This window comes from Okeania sp. KiyG1, from assembly GCF_014132355.1.
Taxonomy (GTDB): Bacteria; Cyanobacteriota; Cyanobacteriia; order Cyanobacteriales; family Microcoleaceae; genus Okeania.
This window is the reverse complement of sequence record NZ_BLZO01000114.1, coordinates 1-18,688: the sequence shown is the minus strand read 5'-3', so window position 1 is coordinate 18,688 and position 18,688 is coordinate 1. Positions and strand designations below refer to the sequence as shown.

Below are 18,688 nucleotides of genomic sequence, written 5' to 3'. Positions count from 1 at the left end.
TCCCTATTCCCTATCAAATAAAATTGCTATATTAGCAATTACAGCTCAAATACTGCTGAATTTTTAGATTTATTTTTGATGCGTCTCTTATGTGCAAAAATACTTTTTTCCTATTCCCTATTCCCTGTTCTCTATTCCCTAAAAACGACAAATTTTTGGCTTTATTCAAAATTGAGATGTACCCTTGATTTTTAGTATACAAATATTCAAGTCTTTGCTATAATAAAAACTGTCTAAAAATCGGCACCATAAATCAAAGTGTCCTAGAACGGCTGAGGAAATATTCCATTTTGTTCTTTATTGAGTGAGGTAATAATGGCTAAACGCCGTAATCCAAAAAAAGAGAAAGCACAACGTAATCTAGCTTATGCACGGAAGTTTCGTAAGAAAAAAGGTACAGGTTTTTTTTCTAAGCGATATTCATCGAAATTTTCATCTAACAATAATGAAAATGATAGTAATGAGCAAAATTCAGAAGAGAGTGCTGTAGAGCAATAGTTCATTTGACTATTTTTAAGCATTCAGCAGTCAGCACTTTAGCTATTACTTTTGGTGTGGCTTTAAAGCTGTATTAATTGATCTATAATTAATCTTACTACAAAAGTCGTTAAAGTCTATATTCATTTAAACTATGTCTTTAAAAGCAGAGTCTTATTGCTGAGAGCTGACTGCTAATAGCTGTTTGTGCAGCATGACCTAGGAAATGCTTACGACTATTTCAGGTTCTAAGCGAGAAATGTTTGATATCTAAAAATGTCAAATCTAGATTTGAGACTTAACAACTTAAATCTAGATTTTGACGTTGAAAAAGGAAGAAGGAAGAAGGAAAAAGGAAAAAGGAAGAAGAAAGAAAAAATGGATGGGTACTCAAACCCCAACTAATTGTCAGAATCGTGTAATACCAATTTTAAAAAAGAATGCTTAACTTAAGTTGTACTTCAATTATTAAGTAATTAACACAGATGTATGGAACTTTTTAATAATTATTAGCTAGTGATTGTTAATTATTCTTATTTTTACTTCTCCCTGTACGGACGCCCTTATGCAACGTCCCTACCCACTCCCCTACTCCCCCGCAATGCGAAAATGTAGCAAACATTTATCAAATTGGTGTAAGAGGTGGGGTATTAAACCCCAAATAAAAGATAAAATTCAATTAAATTGCAAGTTTATCTTTAGCTGTAGCAATTTCTTTCTTTACTTGTTCAAAACCCGTACCACCATAACTATTGCGTGCAGATACTACTTGTTTAGGAGCGATCGCCTCATAAATATCCGCTGCAAATTTTGGATGTAATTCTTGCCATTCTTCTAGGGTTAAATCTTTCAACAATTTATCAGTAGAAATACAAATTTTCACAACTTTACCTACTAAATTATAAGCTTCTCGAAATGGTACACCACGAGCTGCCAAATAATCAGCCACATCTGTGGCATTAGAAAAGTCTTCTGAAACTGCTTCTGTTAAGCGATCGCCATTAAACTCTAAACCTTCAGTAAGCAAAATTGTCATTGCTTCTAGACAACTTTTAACTGTTTTTATAGTGTCAAATAAACCTTCTTTATCTTCTTGTAAATCCTTATTATATGCTAGTGGCAGTCCCTTCATAACTACCAACATACCTTGTAAATGACCAAAAACTCGGCCTGTTTTTCCCCTAACTAACTCTGGCACATCAGGATTTTTCTTTTGAGGCATAATACTAGAACCAGTAGCACAACTATCAGTTAAAGTAACAAACCTAAACTCTTCAGATGACCATAAAATTATTTCCTCTGCCAAACGACTTAAATGAACCATAATTATGCTAGCTGCACAGAGAAATTCAATAGCAAAATCTCGGTCACTTACCCCATCCAAACTATTAGCATAAGGCTTTTCAAACATTAATAATTCAGCAGTATAGTGTCTATCTATAGGAAAAGTTGTACCTGCTAAAGCACCACAACCAAGAGGAGAAATATTCACTCGACGATAAACATCTCCTAGTCGTTCCCAGTCTCTTTCAGCCTTGTGAAAATAAGCCAAAAGATGATGAGCTAAACTCAAAGGTTGTGCCCTTTGTAGATGAGTATAACCAGGAATTAAAGTCTCTATATTAGATTCAGCTAACCCCAATAAAGATGATTGAAAACTTCTTAATAAAACCCTTATTTGCTCAATTTCCGATCGTAAATAAAGCCTCGTGTCAGTTCCTACTTGGTCATTTCTCGACCTAGCTGTATGTAATTTCTTACCAATATCTCCAGTAATTTCTGTAAGTCTTTTTTCCACAGCAAAGTGAACATCTTCAGCATCTACATCCGGGCAAAATTTTCCCTCTCGATACTCTTGACGAATTTGTTCTAAACCCTTAACTAACTTTTCACCTTCTTCTGCGGAAATAATACCTGTTTTAGCCAACATTTTTGTATGAGCTACCGAACCAGTAATATCGTACTCAATCAATTCAATGTCAAAACTAATACTGGCATTAAATTTAGCTATAGTAGGATGCAACGCCTTTTCAAATCTTTTGCTCCAAGTTTGTTTATCTTGCGTCATTTTGCAGATTTTTTTCTATTTAACTCTATTCAGATGTAAGGTTTTATAGCAGTCTAAGGAAAGGACGCAGACATATCAAAAGCTCAAAAATCTACATCACAAGCTTCTTCCTTCTTCCTTCTTCCTTCTTCCTTCTTCCTTCTGCTATGTAATTAAGACAAAATGCTCTTAACCATCCAACCAATAAATAAACCAACTAATAGTGCCCATACTTGACCACATTCTATAAAATTGTTCCAAGCTTTTTGCACATCAGACCATAAGTTTACATCAACTTGTTGAACCAAAAGTTGCCAACTATACAATATTTTTGGTCTTAACAAATCTAGAATATTAGTTTAATAAATCATCGGGGTAAAACCTGATGTAGTTGTGTAAATTATATTAATAATCATATATTTATCAAAATAATTGGGTCACGCCACCCCCCTAGGAAATAGCAAAATGTTTTTGGAGGGTGGCTCACCTCATAATTAATAATTAATAGTTAATAATTAATAATTGGACAATTCAGGTTGGAAGTCTCCCCTTTTAAGGGGATAAAATCAAAAATTTTCCTTTTAGTCAATGCCCTTATTTTAAGAATGGGTAATTATTAATCATTAATTGTTAATTGCTGAAGCATCCCCGTTACAAAAACAACTTCTGACTTCTGACTTCGTTTGACTTCTGACGCGCGTTAATCTCCCGTAGAAGATTTTACTCTCATCACCACTAAAGTCATATCATCTGGGTTTTGGTTTCCTTCACCAACAAATTGTTTTACTTGAGCAAATAGGTAATTTAATATTTCTTGTGGATCTTGATAATTTTGACACGCAAACTTGAAAGCTTCGCTCAATTTAATATCATCGTAACGATCGCCATTTTGATTAGCTGCATCTGTAAACCCATCTGTATAGTAAATAATAGTATCTCCTGGATTAAGTTTCACTTGTGCTTCATTGTATTCAGGGTCTACTTCTAAACCAACTAACATTCCCACAGTATCTAACTGCACGATAGAATTACTAGCAGCTTGCCATAACATTGGAGGATGATGGGCCGCATTACTATAGGACAAAATATGAGTTTCTGGATCGTACTCTGAATAAAACAAAGTCACAAATCTATGGGAACTTTCCAGGTCAGCATACATGACTTGGTTCAAATGTTGTAGGACTCGTGCTGGTGAGTGGCGGTTTAATACCTCAGCTCTCAACATTCCTCTTGTCATGGTCATAATTAAACCAGCAGGTACACCTTTGCCCATTACATCTCCAATCACAATACTCCAGCGACAGGGTTGCTGTGTTTTGTTTTTGGAATTCAACTGGTCATAATTGGAGGGGATAAAATCATAATAGTCTCCTCCGACTCGGTTTGCTGTTTGACAACGAGCAGCAAGGGTAATACCAGGAATTTCTGGACATTCTGGAGGCAATAGTTGCAGTTGAATTTCTGCCCCTATTTCTAGTTCTCTGTCCAAACGTTCCTTTTCTCGTAAGGATGTAGCTAACTCATCATTAGCAATAGCTACTGCGGTCTGGTCTGTTACTAGACGAATTAATTTTTGTCTAGCTGGCGTCCAGACATATTCTGGGTCGTGACTAAATACATATAGACGACCTCGTTCTGAGTTATTTACCAGAATTGATGCTCCAAATAATTGAACATCATTGCCTAGATAGTTGCTAACTTGATAGTCCAAACTAGCTGTTTGAATTGAGATTTCTTGTAGTTCTGCGGGTAAGGTTGTTTCTGTGATAAATTGACGAGTTGCTACTTCTAATGCCTGGCGAATATCTTGACATTGACGACCTTCTTGGCAGTGTAGTTGTTGGAACCTAACTTGACCATTTGGTTTAAATAATACCAGTGCTCCTCCATCAGCATCGGTTACTCGACAACCAATTAGAGGAATCAATTCTAGAAACTGATTGAGATTATTGAAGCTACGTAAGGCAAAGCCAAGAGAGCTTAATAAATCATTCACATTTTGTTGTTCTTTGTGTAAACGGGCCACCATTTCTTTAAGAGCATATACTGATGTTACTGATGAAGATGTCTCGTTTGTAGTTTGGTCAGTTGGTTCGGGGTAGTTTCGATGTACTGGCACTATCGTCATTTGTTTTATATGTAGATTTGATTTACTTAGAGTCTGTTGATGTTTGAGGGTTAGTGATACATTTCTAACTCAAGTTTTGGCAAGTCTGGGTTTCTCTGGTTGTTCTTACCTTTTCTCTGTCTTGTTTTGCTAAGAGTTTTGATAGGAGATATTTGCTTCGGTGTTATGCCTTTTTTGAGTTTGATTTTGTTTATATAGAAATTTATTTCCTCAATTTACTAGATTTATTCTATGAACTTATCCACAACATCTTCAGGATAAATTCCTAAGTTACCTCAACTTTATGGTCTCAGTATTTGATTTTTTTTTACCATAATTGTCAGATTATCTACTCAAAATAAATTCTTAATCTATAGACTTCGATCAGAAGTCAGGGAATAGGAAGATTAATTTTTTATTTCATATCTTTAAATTGACTTGATTAACTTTTTTGCCTGAGTTATTGTGTTTTTTTCATCTCATTTATTTTTTTCATAGATGATACTTTAGTCAGGCAATAGGGAATAGGGATATAGGGAGATTAAATTTTTGGGTAGCGGTCTACAAGTAGTGATTTTTGCAGTTAAGCTCTTTACGGTGAAAGGGGGTTTATTTATGAATATCACTACATCTACAGGACTACCAATTTTTTATTTCATATCTTTAATTGATTTTATTAACTTTTCTGCCTGAGTTAGAGTTTTTGTGTTTTTTCATCTCATTTATTTTTTTCATAAATGATACTTTAAATTATTTATTTTTACTTGAATTACTTTTTTGTAAAATTTAGGCTGATTTTATTTTTACTAACTATTGGACATTTATAGTTCCAATTTGAGCAAATGAGCTTACAAAATAAGTATATTTTTTGACAAATATAAAATGAAATTAAGTATCACTACTATAATTTTAATTAATATTCAATATTTGATTTTTTTCTGGGCTTCGTTCATATATATAGCAGTCGAAGCAAAGGGCGTGGAAAGTTCAAAAGTTTAAAACTCAGACAAAGTAATATCATGTTCGGTTGAATACTTATAAATAACTTAGCGAGGAGTCAGGAGTCAACCCACCCCTCGCCCCTCCCAGGAGGGGAAGAAAGGAGAAAAATCAAGATAATTTAAGTATTTCAAGATAATTTTAGTATTTATTCGGTACTGTCAGTTCTGAAATTTTATTTATAACTGACCCGTCCGAACATGATATAAGATTTTTCTTTCTTCCTTCTTCCTTCTTCCTTCTTCTTTCTTCTTTCTTCCTTCTTCCTTCTTCCTTTTTCCTTCTGCTAGAAATATTATTTTTTAGATGAATAGTTAACAATAATTAAGGTTGATTTACCAAAAAATTAATTTGTATATATTGCTCATTTTTAGCTTGAAAGTATGAATAATATTGCTGTTAAATTGTTTTTCCCAAAGTTAGATTTTTAGTTATTTTTCATAATAATTATTACTATATACTGAAAGCCATATCAATATTTAGCTTTTTTATTCTTTTTGACTATAGTTTTCAGTAAATTTAAAGGATGATTCTTAATTTAAAAAATATCCTCAACACCCTAACTTGTATAGGAAAATCAAAATTATATAGTCTGATACTCCCACCTTAAATTACTTCTACACTTCTACTGAAAAATACATCTATTTTTTTACAACTGCTACTGTTATACCCTTACCGAAAATTTTTGGTCTAAAGCCTCCCCTTTTAAGCTATCCCTGATCAGGAACTCCTGAAAACCTTGTGGTCAGTAGGGGAGCAAGGAGCAGGGGAGAAGGCGCAAAAGAATCATAGTAGATAGGAAAAACTACTTAAGTTATCAAAAAAAATGTACTTTTTCATACACTTTTTCTCTGACAAAAACCTTTGAAAGACCTATACATAACTTATCTATTTTGTCAATTTTTATGTTAAGAAAGATGTTGATAAAGCATAGCCTTTTAAGGGGATAAAAAAGAGAATATTTCAGATTTCAAGCCTCCTTATTGCAGAGGTACTGATAACTGATAACTGATGACTGATAACTGAAATGACCCATCTGCAACAGTTAAGACCGATAAATCTCTAACCACTTAGAAGAGCTTCAACAAACTCATAACTAGAAAATGGACGGAGGTCTTCTAGACTTTCCCCCACACCAATAAAACGAATAGGTAGACCTAGCTGCTTCACAACAGCTAGTGCAACACCACCCTTAGCAGTTCCATCAAGTTTTGTCAAAACTACTCCGCTAAGTTTAGCAGCTTTTGCAAAGACTTCTGCTTGTCGTAAACCATTTTGACCAAGTGTAGCATCTAAAACCAGTAGAGATTCCACCACTGCATCTGGAGCTTTTTTCTGCACTATCCGATGAATTTTACTAAGCTCGTCCATCAAATTTTTCTTGTTTTGTAGTCTTCCAGCAGTGTCCACCAGTAGTAATTCTGTATTTCTGACTTGAGCAGCTACTATAGCATCAAACACTACCGCTGCTGGGTCGGTATTCTTTCCTGGATTAGCAATTACTTCTACTTCACTCCGTTGTCCCCAAATTTTCAACTGTTCTACTGCTGCTGCTCGAAATGTATCTGCTGCTGCAATTAAACATCTGTAGTTTGACTTAGTAGCTAAATGAGCAATTTTACCGATAGTTGTGGTTTTACCTGCCCCATTTACACCATTAACCAGCCAAATATTCAAGGTATCCTTTTCTGGGACAAAAGTTAAGTTGTAGGCAGGACTAATTGTTTCAGAATCTTGGAATGGCTTATCTAGAATATCTCGTAAAATGCTCTTCAGATAGGCGATCGCTTCTTCTGGCGGTAAAATTTCTTCACGCAATTTATTTTGTAGGGTTTCTATAACTAAGTCTGTTGCTTCTACTCCCACATCAGCTTGTAGTAACATTGACTCTATTTCCATCACCGCATCTTGATTTAGCGGTCCTTGGCCAACAATTGCCCGTAATTGATTGAGTAAGTTGCGTCTAGTTCTATCTAAGCCTTGTCGTAATTTCTTCAGCCAAGAAATTTCTTCTACGGATACTTGTTCTGGGCGACGTCCTTGAGCTGCTAAAATTTCTGCTGACCAGAGAAATGCTTCATCCAGTATTAGGGGGTCTATTTCTTCTAGTTCAGTTTCTAGGGTTGTTTTCTCAAGAGTTTCTGGTTCTGGTTCTTCTATGGCAGTTTCTTTAAGACGTTCTACTCTTGCTTGTCTTTCTGCTTGAGCCTTAGCCCAGAAAGGTAGTTGTTCTGATGTTTGAGTTTCTTCAACAATTGAATCTGGCTTTACTTGAGTTTCTTCTTCGGTGGGTTTTGTTTGGCTAGATGGGATTTCCTCTACTATTGGGACTGGTTTAACCAGGGTATCTGTTTCTGTGGATTCTGTTTTTTCTGCTGCAATATGCTCTATTATTGGAAGAGGATTTGATATGATTGGCTCGCTTTTTGTTTCTGTTGAGGGTGTTTGACTTTCTGACTTTTCCTCTACATCAGAAGTCTCTGTAGCGATTTGAGATTCTTGTGAATCATTTTTTTTCTTTTCTTGAAGATTTTTGTAAGCTGCTTTAGCCCAACTCAAATAATCTTCTGTTGTCTGTTCTGAGTCTTCTGTTGATTTTGCTTGTGATTCAACTTTATCTTGTACCTGTTCTTTCTGTTCTTTTTCAGCTTCAGGTTTAGATGTCTCTTTTGAACTTTTGTCTGAGCTGTCATTATATTGACGACGGAACCAATTAAAAACCATATTTATTTTTAGATATTACTATTTTACAGGGGATAAGTCAGCATTCAGCTATTAGCTGTCAGCTATCAGCAACAAGACTCTCTCATATAGGATAGTGTTTAAATTAACAACTGGCTTTAAGGGTAGGGGAGCCAACTTTTGTAGCAAGACAATTAAATATTGCTTTTATCCTAAATTAAAAGCAATAGCTGATAGCTAATGGCTGACGGCTATTTGCGCAGCATGACCTAGGAAATGCTTACGGGAATAGAGATTAGTATTAAACTTTACCTCACTTTTAGGGAATAAGGAATAGAGATTAGTGTTAAACTTTACCTCACGCTTCCTCAAAAGTGCTGTAAGGATTTTTTTAGCAGTTCTGTAATCTCAAAAGCTTATCTAATTTTTCCATGCCTTATGAGTTTTGGTCTGAGTTGAACCGTATTGGGACTTATACCAGTTTGATATTAAGTTGCATAGAATGATGAAATTCATTAAATTTATCTATCCTTATCTAAGCTTACCTGCGGTCAATTATGCTTTAAATATTATTCTGTGCAGCTTCATTTCAATTTGGTATTAAATATTTTTTAGCTATAAATTCTCTATTATTTATATAGTGCTTACTGATTAAAAACCAGATTTATTTTTAGATATTAATATTTTATAGGGATAGGGAATAAGGAATAGGAAATGGGGAATAGGGAATAGGGAATAGAGATTAGTATTAAACTGTACCTCACTTTTAGGGAATAAAGAATAGAGATTAGTATTAAACTTTACCTCACGCTTCCTCAAAATTGCTGTAAGGATTTTTTTAGCAGTTCTGTAATCTCAAAAACTTATCTAATTTTTCCATACCTTATGAGTTTTGGTCTGAGTTGAACCGTATTGGGACTTATACCAGTTTGATATTAAGTTGCATAGAATGATGAAATTCATTAAATTTATCTATCCTTATCTAAGCTTACCTGCGGTCAATTATGCTTTAAATATTATTCTGTGCAGCTTCATTTCAATTTGGTATTAAATATTTTTTAGCTATAAATTCTCTATTATTTATATAGTGCTTACTGATTAAAAACCAGATTTATTTTTAGATATTAATATTTTATAGGGATAGGGAATAAGGAATAGGAAATGGGGAATAGGGAATAGGGAATAGAGATTAGTATTAAACTGTACCTCACTTTTAGGGAATAAAGAATAGAGATTAGTATTAAACTTTACCTCACGCTTCCTCAAAATTGCTGTAAGGATTTTTTTAGCAGTTCTGTAATCTCAAAAACTTATCTAATTTTTCCATACCTTATGAGTTTTGGTCTGAGTTGAACCGTATTAGACATCTCCAAAAATACTCAAAAGCTTATACTAACTATCTTTAGTGGAGCGATAGCGTACGCTTAACCGGAGGTTATCGCTACTTATGAAGATAGTTAATTTGTACAGTTTTATGGGTATCAGAGACACTTAGTGTTACTAATTCAAATATTTATTAGACTTTGATTTATTATTTTTATCTCAGTTTTTGATGATTTATACTAATATAAATGAGCCAATTCTTAGTCGCACTAAACCACATATTGTTAAAATTACTTTTTGATAATTATTATCTTTTAATCTGAATCTTTCTCTAGCAAGTCCAAATATTTTAATTAATCTTATTACATGTTCTACAAATATTCTTTTTTTGGCTTTTTCTTGATTTTCTTCTTTGATTTCTGGTGGCATTTCTTTTTTTCTTGGTTTCTTTTTTGGTGTAGTAGTTCTTTCTACTCCTTCATAAGCTTTATCTCCTTGGAATTTTTGTTTTTTATCAAAGTTTTTTATCCTGTTGTTTTCTTAATATTTTTACATCACTTACTGGACCTTTTTCTCCTACTATTACATCCACTATTTCTGTTCCTTTTGGTGTCGTTATTATTTGATTTTTACTCATTATGATTTTTCTTGTTTCCTGAGTAATATTTTTCTTGGTTTTTATATTCACTTGGTCTTTCTCTACCTTGTTCTGTACTATCTACAATTAATTCTAATTCTGTTAATATCTCCTTTACCCATTCCAATACCTAAAACTTTTTTTTTACTTGTTCTAATAAACTTGCTGGCAGTAATTCTCTGAGAATATCTATCCAGAGCGCGAAAAATATTATTAGCACTTGATTCACTTATACCAAAGTTAATTCCTAATGTTTGAAAAGTTGGTATTTGATGTAAATAAAATCACGTTAAAATTATTTCTTCTTCCTTTGTTAAATTCTTTTTTCTTCCTCCACCTGCTTTAATTAATCTTTTTCTGTTTTGGCGTTGGCGGAGCAAGTGCGGCAGCTACATCGCCTCCTTTTTTTCTGATTCTATTCTTTGGGCATTTTCTATTAATTTTATTAGCTGTTCATAAGTAATACCAATAATTCTTTTTGTTTATGAGTGGATGATTAGAAATATATTCTAAAGTTGGATTCATTTGGGAGACTGTATACATAAATGGTTTTGATAATTTTACCTTATTTTCTATTTTGGAGATGTCTATTGGGACTTATACCAGTTTGATATTAAGTTGCATAGAATGATGAAATTCATTAAATTTATCTATCCTTATCTAAGCTTACCTGCGGTCAATTATGCTTTAAATATTATATTTTTTAGCTATAAATTCTCTATTATTTATATAGTGCTTACTGATTAAAAACCAGATTTATTTTTAGATATTAATATTTTATAGGGATAGGGAATAAGGAATAGGAAATGGGGAATAGGGAATAGAGATTAGTATTAAACTGTACCTCACTTTTAGGGAATAAAGAATAGAGATTAGTGTTAAACTTTACCTCACGCTTCCTCAAAAGTGCTGTAAGGATTTTTTTAGCAGTTCTGTAATCTCAAAAACTTATCTAATTTTTCCATACCTTATGAGTTTTGGTCTGAGTTGAACCGTATTGGGACTTAAATATTTTTAGTTATAAATTCTCTATTATTTATATATAGCTTACTGATTAAATTTCAAAGCATATACAGATAAATATTTTAGCTTTTTTACAGCGAAAAAAAGCGCAACTTTTTAAGCTTGAGTGACCAAAAATTTAGGATAAAACCCAAATTCCGCACTTCAATTTGTAACATGAAAATTAGTATAAAATCCGTAACTTGCTTAGGTATTTATATTATATAAATTATCTTCATTTACCTCGATCGGGAGTCAAATTCTCAGTTAAATATGGCAGTATAAATACTTACTTAATCCTTGACTCCTATTGACCACTATAATTTTCTTCTTACTTCTTATTTCTTACTTCTTATTTCTTATTTCTTATTTCTTATTTCTTATTATTTCTTACTTTTGACTTTTGACTTATGTTTTTTTTACTTATGTTTTTATGCTACATTTTATAGTGCGGAATGTGGGATAAAAGGCATAATAATTGCAGAAAAATCAAGGGATAAAATATCTGGCTACCTCCTCTAAATTCCCCATTCCTCCTGACTCCTACCGTAAGCATTGTAGCCAACATTTATCAATTTGGTATTAATGGGAGTGTAGCACTATAGTTTTTAAATAATTATTGTCAAAGCAAAGACCTTAATTTTAACTTTTGACTTTAACTATATATAGCAGTCGAAGCAAAGGGCGCGGACAGATCAAAAGCTTAAAACTCAGACAAAGTAATACTTTTCCTTCTTCCTTCTTCCTTCTTCCTTCTTACTTCTTCCTTCTTTTTTTAAAAAAGAATGTTATGAATAATAAGTGTAATTAAAAAATCCGTCCATAAGATGTTCCTTAGACTTTTCTTTTTCCTCATTTCTTCTCCTTTGTTCTTTCTGCTATACCCCAACTATTTGTAGCCAACATTTATCAATTTGGTATTAATGGGAGTGTAGCACTATAGTTTTTTTAAATAATTATTGTCAAAGCAAAGACCTTAATTTTAACTTTTGACTTTAACTATATATAGCAGTCGAAGCAAAGGGCGCGGACAGATCAAAAGCTTAAAACTCAGACAAAGTAATACTTTTCCTTCTTCCTTCTCCCTTCTTCCTTCTCCCTTCTCCCTTCTTCCTTTTTCCTTCTTCCTTTTTCCTTCTTCCTTCTCCCTTCTTCCTTCTCCCTTCTCCCTTCTCCCTTCTCCCTTCTTCCTTCTCCCTTCTTCCTTCTCCCTTCTCCCTTCTCCCTTCTTCCTTCTCCCTTCTTCCTTCTCCCTTCTTCCTTCTTCCTTCTCCCTTCTTCCTTCTTCCTTCTCCCTTCTTCCTTCTGCTATAATTCCTCAAACCAAATTAATTTTATTTAGTACTCTTCGCAATACCCCATTAATAAACCTATACCCATCTTCACTACTATAAAGCTGGGCTAACTTTACAGCTTCATCAATTGCCACTTGTTTTTGAATGCCAATAAACATCATTTCTGTCACTGCAATTCTGAGAATATCTATATCTATTCTAGGCAAACGTTCCATTTGCCAATCTACAATTGATTCTCTCAATAAATTATCAATTTCCTCTTTATTATCATTCACCTTTATCAGAATTTCCAAAGCATACTTGTGAACTTCTGATTTATTAGTAAGTTGAATTAATTCTGGTAACTCCACAGCAGTACCAATACGATTAATTGCCGTTTGGCCTAACTCCACTGCTTCGTGGACCATCGAACTTGCACTTTGAACATCACTAGCACTAATTTGACTATTAAGGAGGCGATCGCTCCCTCTCTGTAATTCTGCCGCAGCAGTTTCTAAAATATCTTGGACTTCAGTTCTAAGAGTCCTAACCGCTGCTAGTATGACTTCTGGAAGTTGCTTTTTTTCTAAACTCCCTGAATTTGTTGGTAATTGACTTAGACCCAGCAGAGCTAATTCGCGAGCTGTGGAGCGAGGAGCTTTATTCATAGTTTTCGATAATCTTTGATCTTTTCAGTAGCGGGTTCAGTACCCCACCGTCAACAGGAGTGCTGAAAATTGTTCGGGGTTATCAGACACGGAGTGGTCAGTCATTGACTATCCATAAGCAATTAAACCTTCTGCCTTCAGCATAGCTGCCTTCTGGCTTTTTCAATATAACTTGTTCAATCCTCTTCAGTAGAAAATTTTTGATAGTCTTCTCTATCTAAAAGTAGAGGTTTAAGTCGATCATTTGATTTTTTTTCTGGACGTACTGATTGATTTGCAGTTACTATTCCACCTGATATGAGAACTTTAAACGCATCTTCCACTGACATTGAAACGTTAAGCACATCTTTTTCTGGCACTATGGCATACCAACCAGATGTAGGGTTAGGAGTAGTTGGAATAAAAAGACTTAGCATGGAGTCTCCTAAATGAGATTTAATTTGACTACTAATCGTACCAGTGACAAAAGCTATAGTCCAAACCCCCCGACGCGGATATTCTACAAGTACCACGCGACGAAATTTTTCGTTAGAATCCTTGAGCAGAGTTTCTAAGATTTGCTTGAGAGTGCCGTAGACTGACCCTGCAAATGGAATAGCTTGTAGTATTCGCTCGCCTACATCTAATAACCATTTTCCTGCAATATTTCTAGCCATTAACCCAATCACTAGAATACTTAGCAATGGTACTGCTAGTCCTACTAAGAAATTTAGTAGACCCACTAAAGCTGGGTGTAAACCATCAAAGGGGTTGATTTGCTTAGGGATCTTGGTCAAAAAATCTATTACCCACCGAGCAATAGTTATGGTCAACCAAATTGTTGTTGCTAATGGTATAACTACCAGTAGACCTGCAATTAGGTCGTTTTTTAAATCTTGCCTTATGCGTTGGAACACTGCTTACCCATTTCCTCATAAATTGCTAGATTAAGAAAATATCTAGCTTGAAACCAATTTTTTAATTTAATATTTATAGTTTTTATTGTGAATACTTACAATTATTAACAACTGTCAAGAATTGTTGCAACTCTAAATTCAAATCAAAACTGGACTAATTTTAATCATCTAAAATATTCAACAGATTTTCTACCACTGGTCCATAGGAATAATTGCACTGAGAGTCGTGGCTGATTTCCAGATCATATTCGATAAGTTTATATGGTAAAACAATTTGTCTGTTTTTCTCAACTGTAGACTTCGCCACATAAGTCACAGGGTTCAAAAGCAATAGAAGAGAAAAGGGAGAAAGTAAAAAAAATTTAATGTTCACTTTTGCAAAAGGTATTCTGTTTAGTAACTCTATTTAAGTTGTAAATTTTTGCTAGGGAGAATAAAACTATTACACTTAAGAGGGAATAAATAACAGAGGAAGATGATTGATAGAGAATTTTTTTTAGTCAAAAATCATCATCTAGCTTCACGCCTATGAGCTGTCCTAAATAGGTTTTGAACAAATTTTAGTTACTTAAATACTGAGGATTATTTATTTTGATATGTAGCTAATATTCATCTTCTATCTAGGATAGCTATATATATTTCAACGTAAGCATTTCCTGCGGAATGCGGAGCAAACAGCTATTAGCAGTCAGCTATCAGCTATCATGATGAGGTTTTAATGAATATAGACTGTTGAGCGCCAGCTTTTATAGTTAGTAGTCGTGTAAAAATAACTTGAACAGTTTTTTTAATGGAAGCTATATTTCACAATTTATCCCAGATAAAATTTGTACAACTTATTATTACATGGCTCCTTAAGTATAAATTCTGCCTAAATTAGTAAAGCTTTTATCTAAAACTAAAAGCAATAGCTGATGGCTAATAGCTGACAGCTGAATGCTTACATTTCAACTATGGCAATATGGAATTATTTAGGGCTTACCGATCTAATCTAAAAGTCTTTATAGATCAAGGTAAGTGCCTTTTTAAGTATCAAAAAGTGCGAAGTTTTAAGTGGTAATGGTTCAAAAATTTAGGATTTTGGTCAAGATTTGGGCAGAAAAATTACTCTTACAAAACGCCCGCTCCTACCTCCTCGCTCATTCCCATTTCTCCTGTCTTCCCCTCCACGGTCAGAGTTAGGGGTGGGTTGTCTCCTACACCTACTAAAAGACTTTTGAGCGCAAACCCTATTTATGAGAATTTTATTACTTCGGCGCTCCCTATTTCCCTATTCCCTATTTCCCTATACTGAGGATTATTTATCTTGATATGTGGCTAATATTCATCTTTTATAACTGCCGGGACGGTGAGGGCAGAAAAAAAAATCATCCTGTGAAGCACTCATCAAAAAAAGTGATGACAGGAAAAATTTTCACCCCATCAACAAATCAATATTAATCATATAGAAGCGATGTAGCTACCGCACTTGCTCCGCCAACGCTATATTCAGAGATCGATAAATTATCATTTTATTAAGCTCAGAAAAATTAGCAAGGTTTTTCCCTAGCATCCCTAAAAAAAACATGATAGTATGTAATTATTGGGGTTAACTCGTCCCTACGCATGACTTTTTATTCAACGTAAAAACAGCATTTCGCCACTGAATATATATAGAACAGATACTCAAACAGCAAAACGATCAACAAATCAATATTACTCATATAGAAGCGATCGCTATATTCACAAACCAAATCATCATTTTCTGAAGCTCAAAAAAATCGGCAAGGTTTTTCCTCTTGCATCCCTAAAAAAATTACGATAGTATGTAATTATTGGGTTTAACTCGTCCCTACGCATGACTTTTTATTCAACGTAAAAACAGCATTTCGCCACTGAATATATATAGAACAGATACTCAAACAGCAAAACGATCAACAAATCAATATTACTCATATAGAAGCGATCGCTATATTCACAAACCAAAATTATCATTTTCTGAAGCTCAGGAAAATTAGCAAGGTTTTTCCCTAGCATCCCTAAAAAAAACATGATAGTATGTAATTATTGGGGTTAACTCGTCCCTAAGCATGACTTTTTATTCAACGCAAAAACAGCATTTCACCGCTGAATATATATAGAAGAGATACTCAGGCAGCAAAACACCAGAAAATCATCATCCTGTGAAGCACTAACTCAAAAAAAGTGGCAACAGGAAAAATTTTCACCCCATCAACAAATCAATATTACTCATGTAGAAGCGATCGCTATATTCACAAACCAAATCATCATTTTATGAAGCTCAGGAAAATTAGCAAGGTTTTTCCTCTTGCATCCCTAAAAAAATTACGATAGTATGTAATTATAGGGGTTAACTCGTCCCTACGCATGACTTTTTATTCAACACAAAAACAGCATTTCACCGCTGAATATATATAGAAGAGATACTCAGGCAGCAAAACACCAGAAAATCATCATCCTGTGAAGCACTAACTCAAAAAAAGTGGCAACAGGAAAATTTTTCACCCCATCAATAAATCAATATTACTCATATAGAAGCGATCACTATATTCACAAACCAAATCATCATTTTCTGAAGCTCAAAAAAATCGGCAAGGTTTTTCCTCTTGCATCCCTAAAAAAATTACGATAGTATGTAATTATTAGGGTCAACTCGTCCCTACGCATGACTTTTTATTCAACACAAAAACAGCATTTCACCGCTGAATATATATAGAAGAGATACTCACACCATCAAAACACCAGAAAATCATCATCCTGTGAAGCACTCATCAAAAAAAGTGGCAGCAGGAAAAATTTTCACCCCATCAACAAATCAATATTACTCATATAGAAGCGATCGCTATATTCACAAACCAAAATCATCATTTTATGAAGCTCAGGAAAATTAGCAAGGTTTTTCCCTAGCATCCCTAAAAAAAACATGATAGTATGTAATTATTGGGGTCAGCTCGCCCCTACGCATGACTTTTTATTCAACACAAAAATAGCATTTCACCGCTGAATATATATAGAAGAGATACTCACACCATCAAAACACCAGAAAATTATCATCCTGTGAAGCTTTAAGAGAAAAAAGTGATGACAGGAAAATTTTTCACCCCATCAACAAATCAATATTACTCATGTAGAAGCGATCGCTATATTCACAAACCAAAATTATCATTTTATGAAGCTCAGAAAAATTAGCAAGGTTTTTCCCTAGCATCCCTAAAAAAAACATGATAGTATGTAATTATTGGGGTCAGCTCGCCCCTACACATGACTTTTTATTCAACACAAAAATAGCATTTCCCCACTGAATATATATAGAAGAGATACTCACACCATCAAAACACCAGAAAATCATCATCCTGTGAAGCTTTAAGAGAAAAAAGTGATGACAGGAAAATTTTTCACCCCATCAACAAATCAATATTACTCATATAGAAGCGATGTAGCTACCGCACTTGCTCCGCCAACGCTATATTCACAAACCAAATCATCATTTTATGAAGCTCAAAAAAATCGGCAAGGTTTTTCCTCTTGCATCCCTAAAAAAATTACGATAGTATGTAATTATTGGGGTTAACTCGTCCCTACGCATGACTTTTTATTCAACGTAAAAACAGCATTTCGCCACTGAATATATATAGAACAGATACTCAAACAGCAAAACGATCGACAAATCAATATTACTAATGTAGAAGCGATGTAGCTACTGCACTTGCTCTGCCAACGTTATATTCATAAACAAAATCATCATTTTATGAAGCTCAAAAACAGCAAGGCTTTACCCATTGCATCCCCAAAAAAATTATGATAGCATGGAATCATTGGGTGCTGCTCGCCCCTGCGCATGACTTTTTATTCAACGCAAAAAATAGTATTTCGCCACCATTTATAGCAGTGTAAAAATAGATAGACTACAGTGGTCAAAGCATTCTCCTACTCCCTACTCCCTATTTTCTAACCTCAAATAATTTTCTAGTCTACTTAAATAAAAACCGCTGCAATAAGTTCTATGAATAATTTTCGTTTTCATCAAGATACTATTACAGAAGTAAAAGAAAGAGCTGATATTTATGATGTTGTCTCAGAGCATATTGTATTAAAAAAGCGAGGTAAAGATTATGTAGGATTATGCCCTTTCCATGAAGAAAAAACTCCTAGCTTTACTGTTAGTACCAGCAAACAAATGTACTACTGTTTTGGCTGTGGTGCAGGTGGTAATGCTTTGAAATTTCTGATGGAAGTTGGTAAGTCTTCTTTTAGTGATGTAGTCTTAGATTTAGCCAGACGTTATCAAATACAAATTAAAACGGAATCACCAGAAAATAGACAAGAGTTTCAACGTCAAATTTCTCTACGGGAACAACTTTATGAAATTTTGGCAATGGCTAATAGTTTTTATCAACACGCTTTGAGACAATCACAGGGAAAAAATGCTTTAGTATTTAAAATTTTCACGTCAAATTACAGAAGAAACTATTCAAAAATTTCAACTGGGTTATGCTCCTAATGGTTGGGAAACTATTTATGGTTATTTGGTGGAACAAAAAGGTTTTCCTGTAGAGTTAGTGGAGAAAGCAGGATT

General features: G+C 34.0%; 14 protein-coding genes and 1 pseudogene. 4 read left to right on the top strand and 11 right to left on the bottom strand.

What is annotated here, in order from left to right:
• The first annotated feature begins 315 nt into the window (after positions 1–315).
• Positions 316–498 (top strand): hypothetical protein, encoded by a 183-nt coding sequence (locus SAGCYANO_RS26765; protein WP_202222862.1) that lies wholly within the window; start codon positions 316–318, stop codon positions 496–498.
• Between the two features lie 255 nt (positions 499–753).
• Complete coding sequence (locus SAGCYANO_RS48095; RefSeq protein ID WP_255502718.1) at positions 754–882, top strand: hypothetical protein; 129 nt, start codon at positions 754–756, stop codon at positions 880–882.
• Between the two features lie 274 nt (positions 883–1,156).
• Here SAGCYANO_RS48095 and argH read toward each other — a convergent pair whose 3' ends face one another.
• From argH to SAGCYANO_RS26715, 11 genes are all read right to left on the bottom strand, one after another.
• Positions 1,157–2,545 (bottom strand): argininosuccinate lyase, encoded by a 1,389-nt coding sequence (gene argH / locus SAGCYANO_RS26760; RefSeq protein WP_202222861.1) that lies wholly within the window; start codon positions 2,543–2,545, stop codon positions 1,157–1,159.
• A gap of 679 nt (positions 2,546–3,224) precedes the next feature.
• A complete protein-coding gene (locus tag SAGCYANO_RS26755) occupies positions 3,225–4,652 on the bottom strand; it encodes a PP2C family protein-serine/threonine phosphatase (protein ID WP_202222860.1) in 1,428 nt (475 codons plus the stop codon).
• Positions 4,653–5,771: 1,119 nt separating this feature from the next.
• Complete coding sequence (locus SAGCYANO_RS26750) at positions 5,772–5,951, bottom strand: hypothetical protein (RefSeq protein WP_202222863.1); 180 nt, start codon at positions 5,949–5,951, stop codon at positions 5,772–5,774.
• 741 nt (positions 5,952–6,692) lie between these two features.
• Positions 6,693–8,354: a signal recognition particle-docking protein FtsY gene (gene ftsY / locus SAGCYANO_RS26745; protein ID WP_202222859.1), complete on the bottom strand. Its 1,662-nt coding sequence runs from the start codon at positions 8,352–8,354 to the stop codon at positions 6,693–6,695.
• A gap of 1,515 nt (positions 8,355–9,869) precedes the next feature.
• Positions 9,870–10,163 (bottom strand): transposase family protein, encoded by a 294-nt coding sequence (locus SAGCYANO_RS45700; RefSeq protein WP_237395768.1) that lies wholly within the window; start codon positions 10,161–10,163, stop codon positions 9,870–9,872.
• The gene (locus SAGCYANO_RS45695; protein WP_237395754.1) at positions 10,150–10,323 is read right to left on the bottom strand and encodes a transposase family protein; all 174 of its coding nucleotides are present in this window, start codon (positions 10,321–10,323) and stop codon (positions 10,150–10,152) included. Before SAGCYANO_RS45695 ends, SAGCYANO_RS45700 begins: the two co-directional genes overlap by 14 nt.
• 26 nt (positions 10,324–10,349) lie before the next feature.
• Positions 10,350–10,517, bottom strand: a complete 168-nt coding sequence (locus tag SAGCYANO_RS45690) for a hypothetical protein (RefSeq protein ID WP_237395766.1) — start codon at positions 10,515–10,517, stop codon at positions 10,350–10,352.
• A 1,800-nt stretch (positions 10,518–12,317) separates the two neighbouring features.
• Positions 12,318–12,596 carry a hypothetical protein gene (locus tag SAGCYANO_RS26730; RefSeq protein ID WP_202222858.1) on the bottom strand — a complete coding sequence of 93 codons (279 nt, stop codon included), beginning with the start codon at positions 12,594–12,596 and terminating at the stop codon, positions 12,318–12,320.
• Entirely contained in the window at positions 12,593–13,216 is a 624-nt protein-coding gene (gene nusB, locus SAGCYANO_RS26725) for a transcription antitermination factor NusB (protein WP_202222857.1), read from the bottom strand. The genes SAGCYANO_RS26730 and nusB overlap by 4 nt, the downstream gene beginning before the upstream one ends.
• Positions 13,217–13,392: 176 nt before the next feature.
• The gene (locus SAGCYANO_RS26720; RefSeq protein ID WP_202222856.1) at positions 13,393–14,112 is read right to left on the bottom strand and encodes a DUF502 domain-containing protein; all 720 of its coding nucleotides are present in this window, start codon (positions 14,110–14,112) and stop codon (positions 13,393–13,395) included.
• 160 nt (positions 14,113–14,272) lie between these two features.
• Positions 14,273–14,485 (bottom strand): hypothetical protein, encoded by a 213-nt coding sequence (locus SAGCYANO_RS26715; RefSeq protein ID WP_202222855.1) that lies wholly within the window; start codon positions 14,483–14,485, stop codon positions 14,273–14,275.
• 2,386 nt (positions 14,486–16,871) lie between these two features.
• Between SAGCYANO_RS26715 and SAGCYANO_RS48090 the strand changes: the two genes are divergently transcribed.
• Together SAGCYANO_RS48090 and SAGCYANO_RS26710 are read left to right on the top strand one after the other, a co-directional pair.
• Positions 16,872–17,003, top strand: coding sequence for a hypothetical protein (locus tag SAGCYANO_RS48090; RefSeq protein WP_255502717.1), 132 nt, complete (start codon positions 16,872–16,874; stop codon positions 17,001–17,003).
• Positions 17,004–18,115: 1,112 nt separating this feature from the next.
• Positions 18,116–18,688: pseudogene (locus SAGCYANO_RS26710) on the top strand (CHC2 zinc finger domain-containing protein); the annotation flags it as partial.

What these genes read in the sequence shown, in the direction of transcription:
- SAGCYANO_RS26765 (WP_202222862.1), top strand. Translation starts at nt 316, where the DNA reads ATGGCTAAACGCCGTAATCCAAAAAAAGAGAAAGCACAACGTAATCTA.
- SAGCYANO_RS48095 (WP_255502718.1), top strand. Translation starts at nt 754, where the DNA reads ATGTCAAATCTAGATTTGAGACTTAACAACTTAAATCTAGATTTTGAC.
- argH (WP_202222861.1), bottom strand. Translation starts at nt 2,545, where the DNA reads ATGACGCAAGATAAACAAACTTGGAGCAAAAGATTTGAAAAGGCGTTG.
- SAGCYANO_RS26755 (WP_202222860.1), bottom strand. Translation starts at nt 4,652, where the DNA reads ATGACGATAGTGCCAGTACATCGAAACTACCCCGAACCAACTGACCAA.
- ftsY (WP_202222859.1), bottom strand. Translation starts at nt 8,354, where the DNA reads ATGGTTTTTAATTGGTTCCGTCGTCAATATAATGACAGCTCAGACAAA.
- nusB (WP_202222857.1), bottom strand. Translation starts at nt 13,216, where the DNA reads ATGAATAAAGCTCCTCGCTCCACAGCTCGCGAATTAGCTCTGCTGGGT.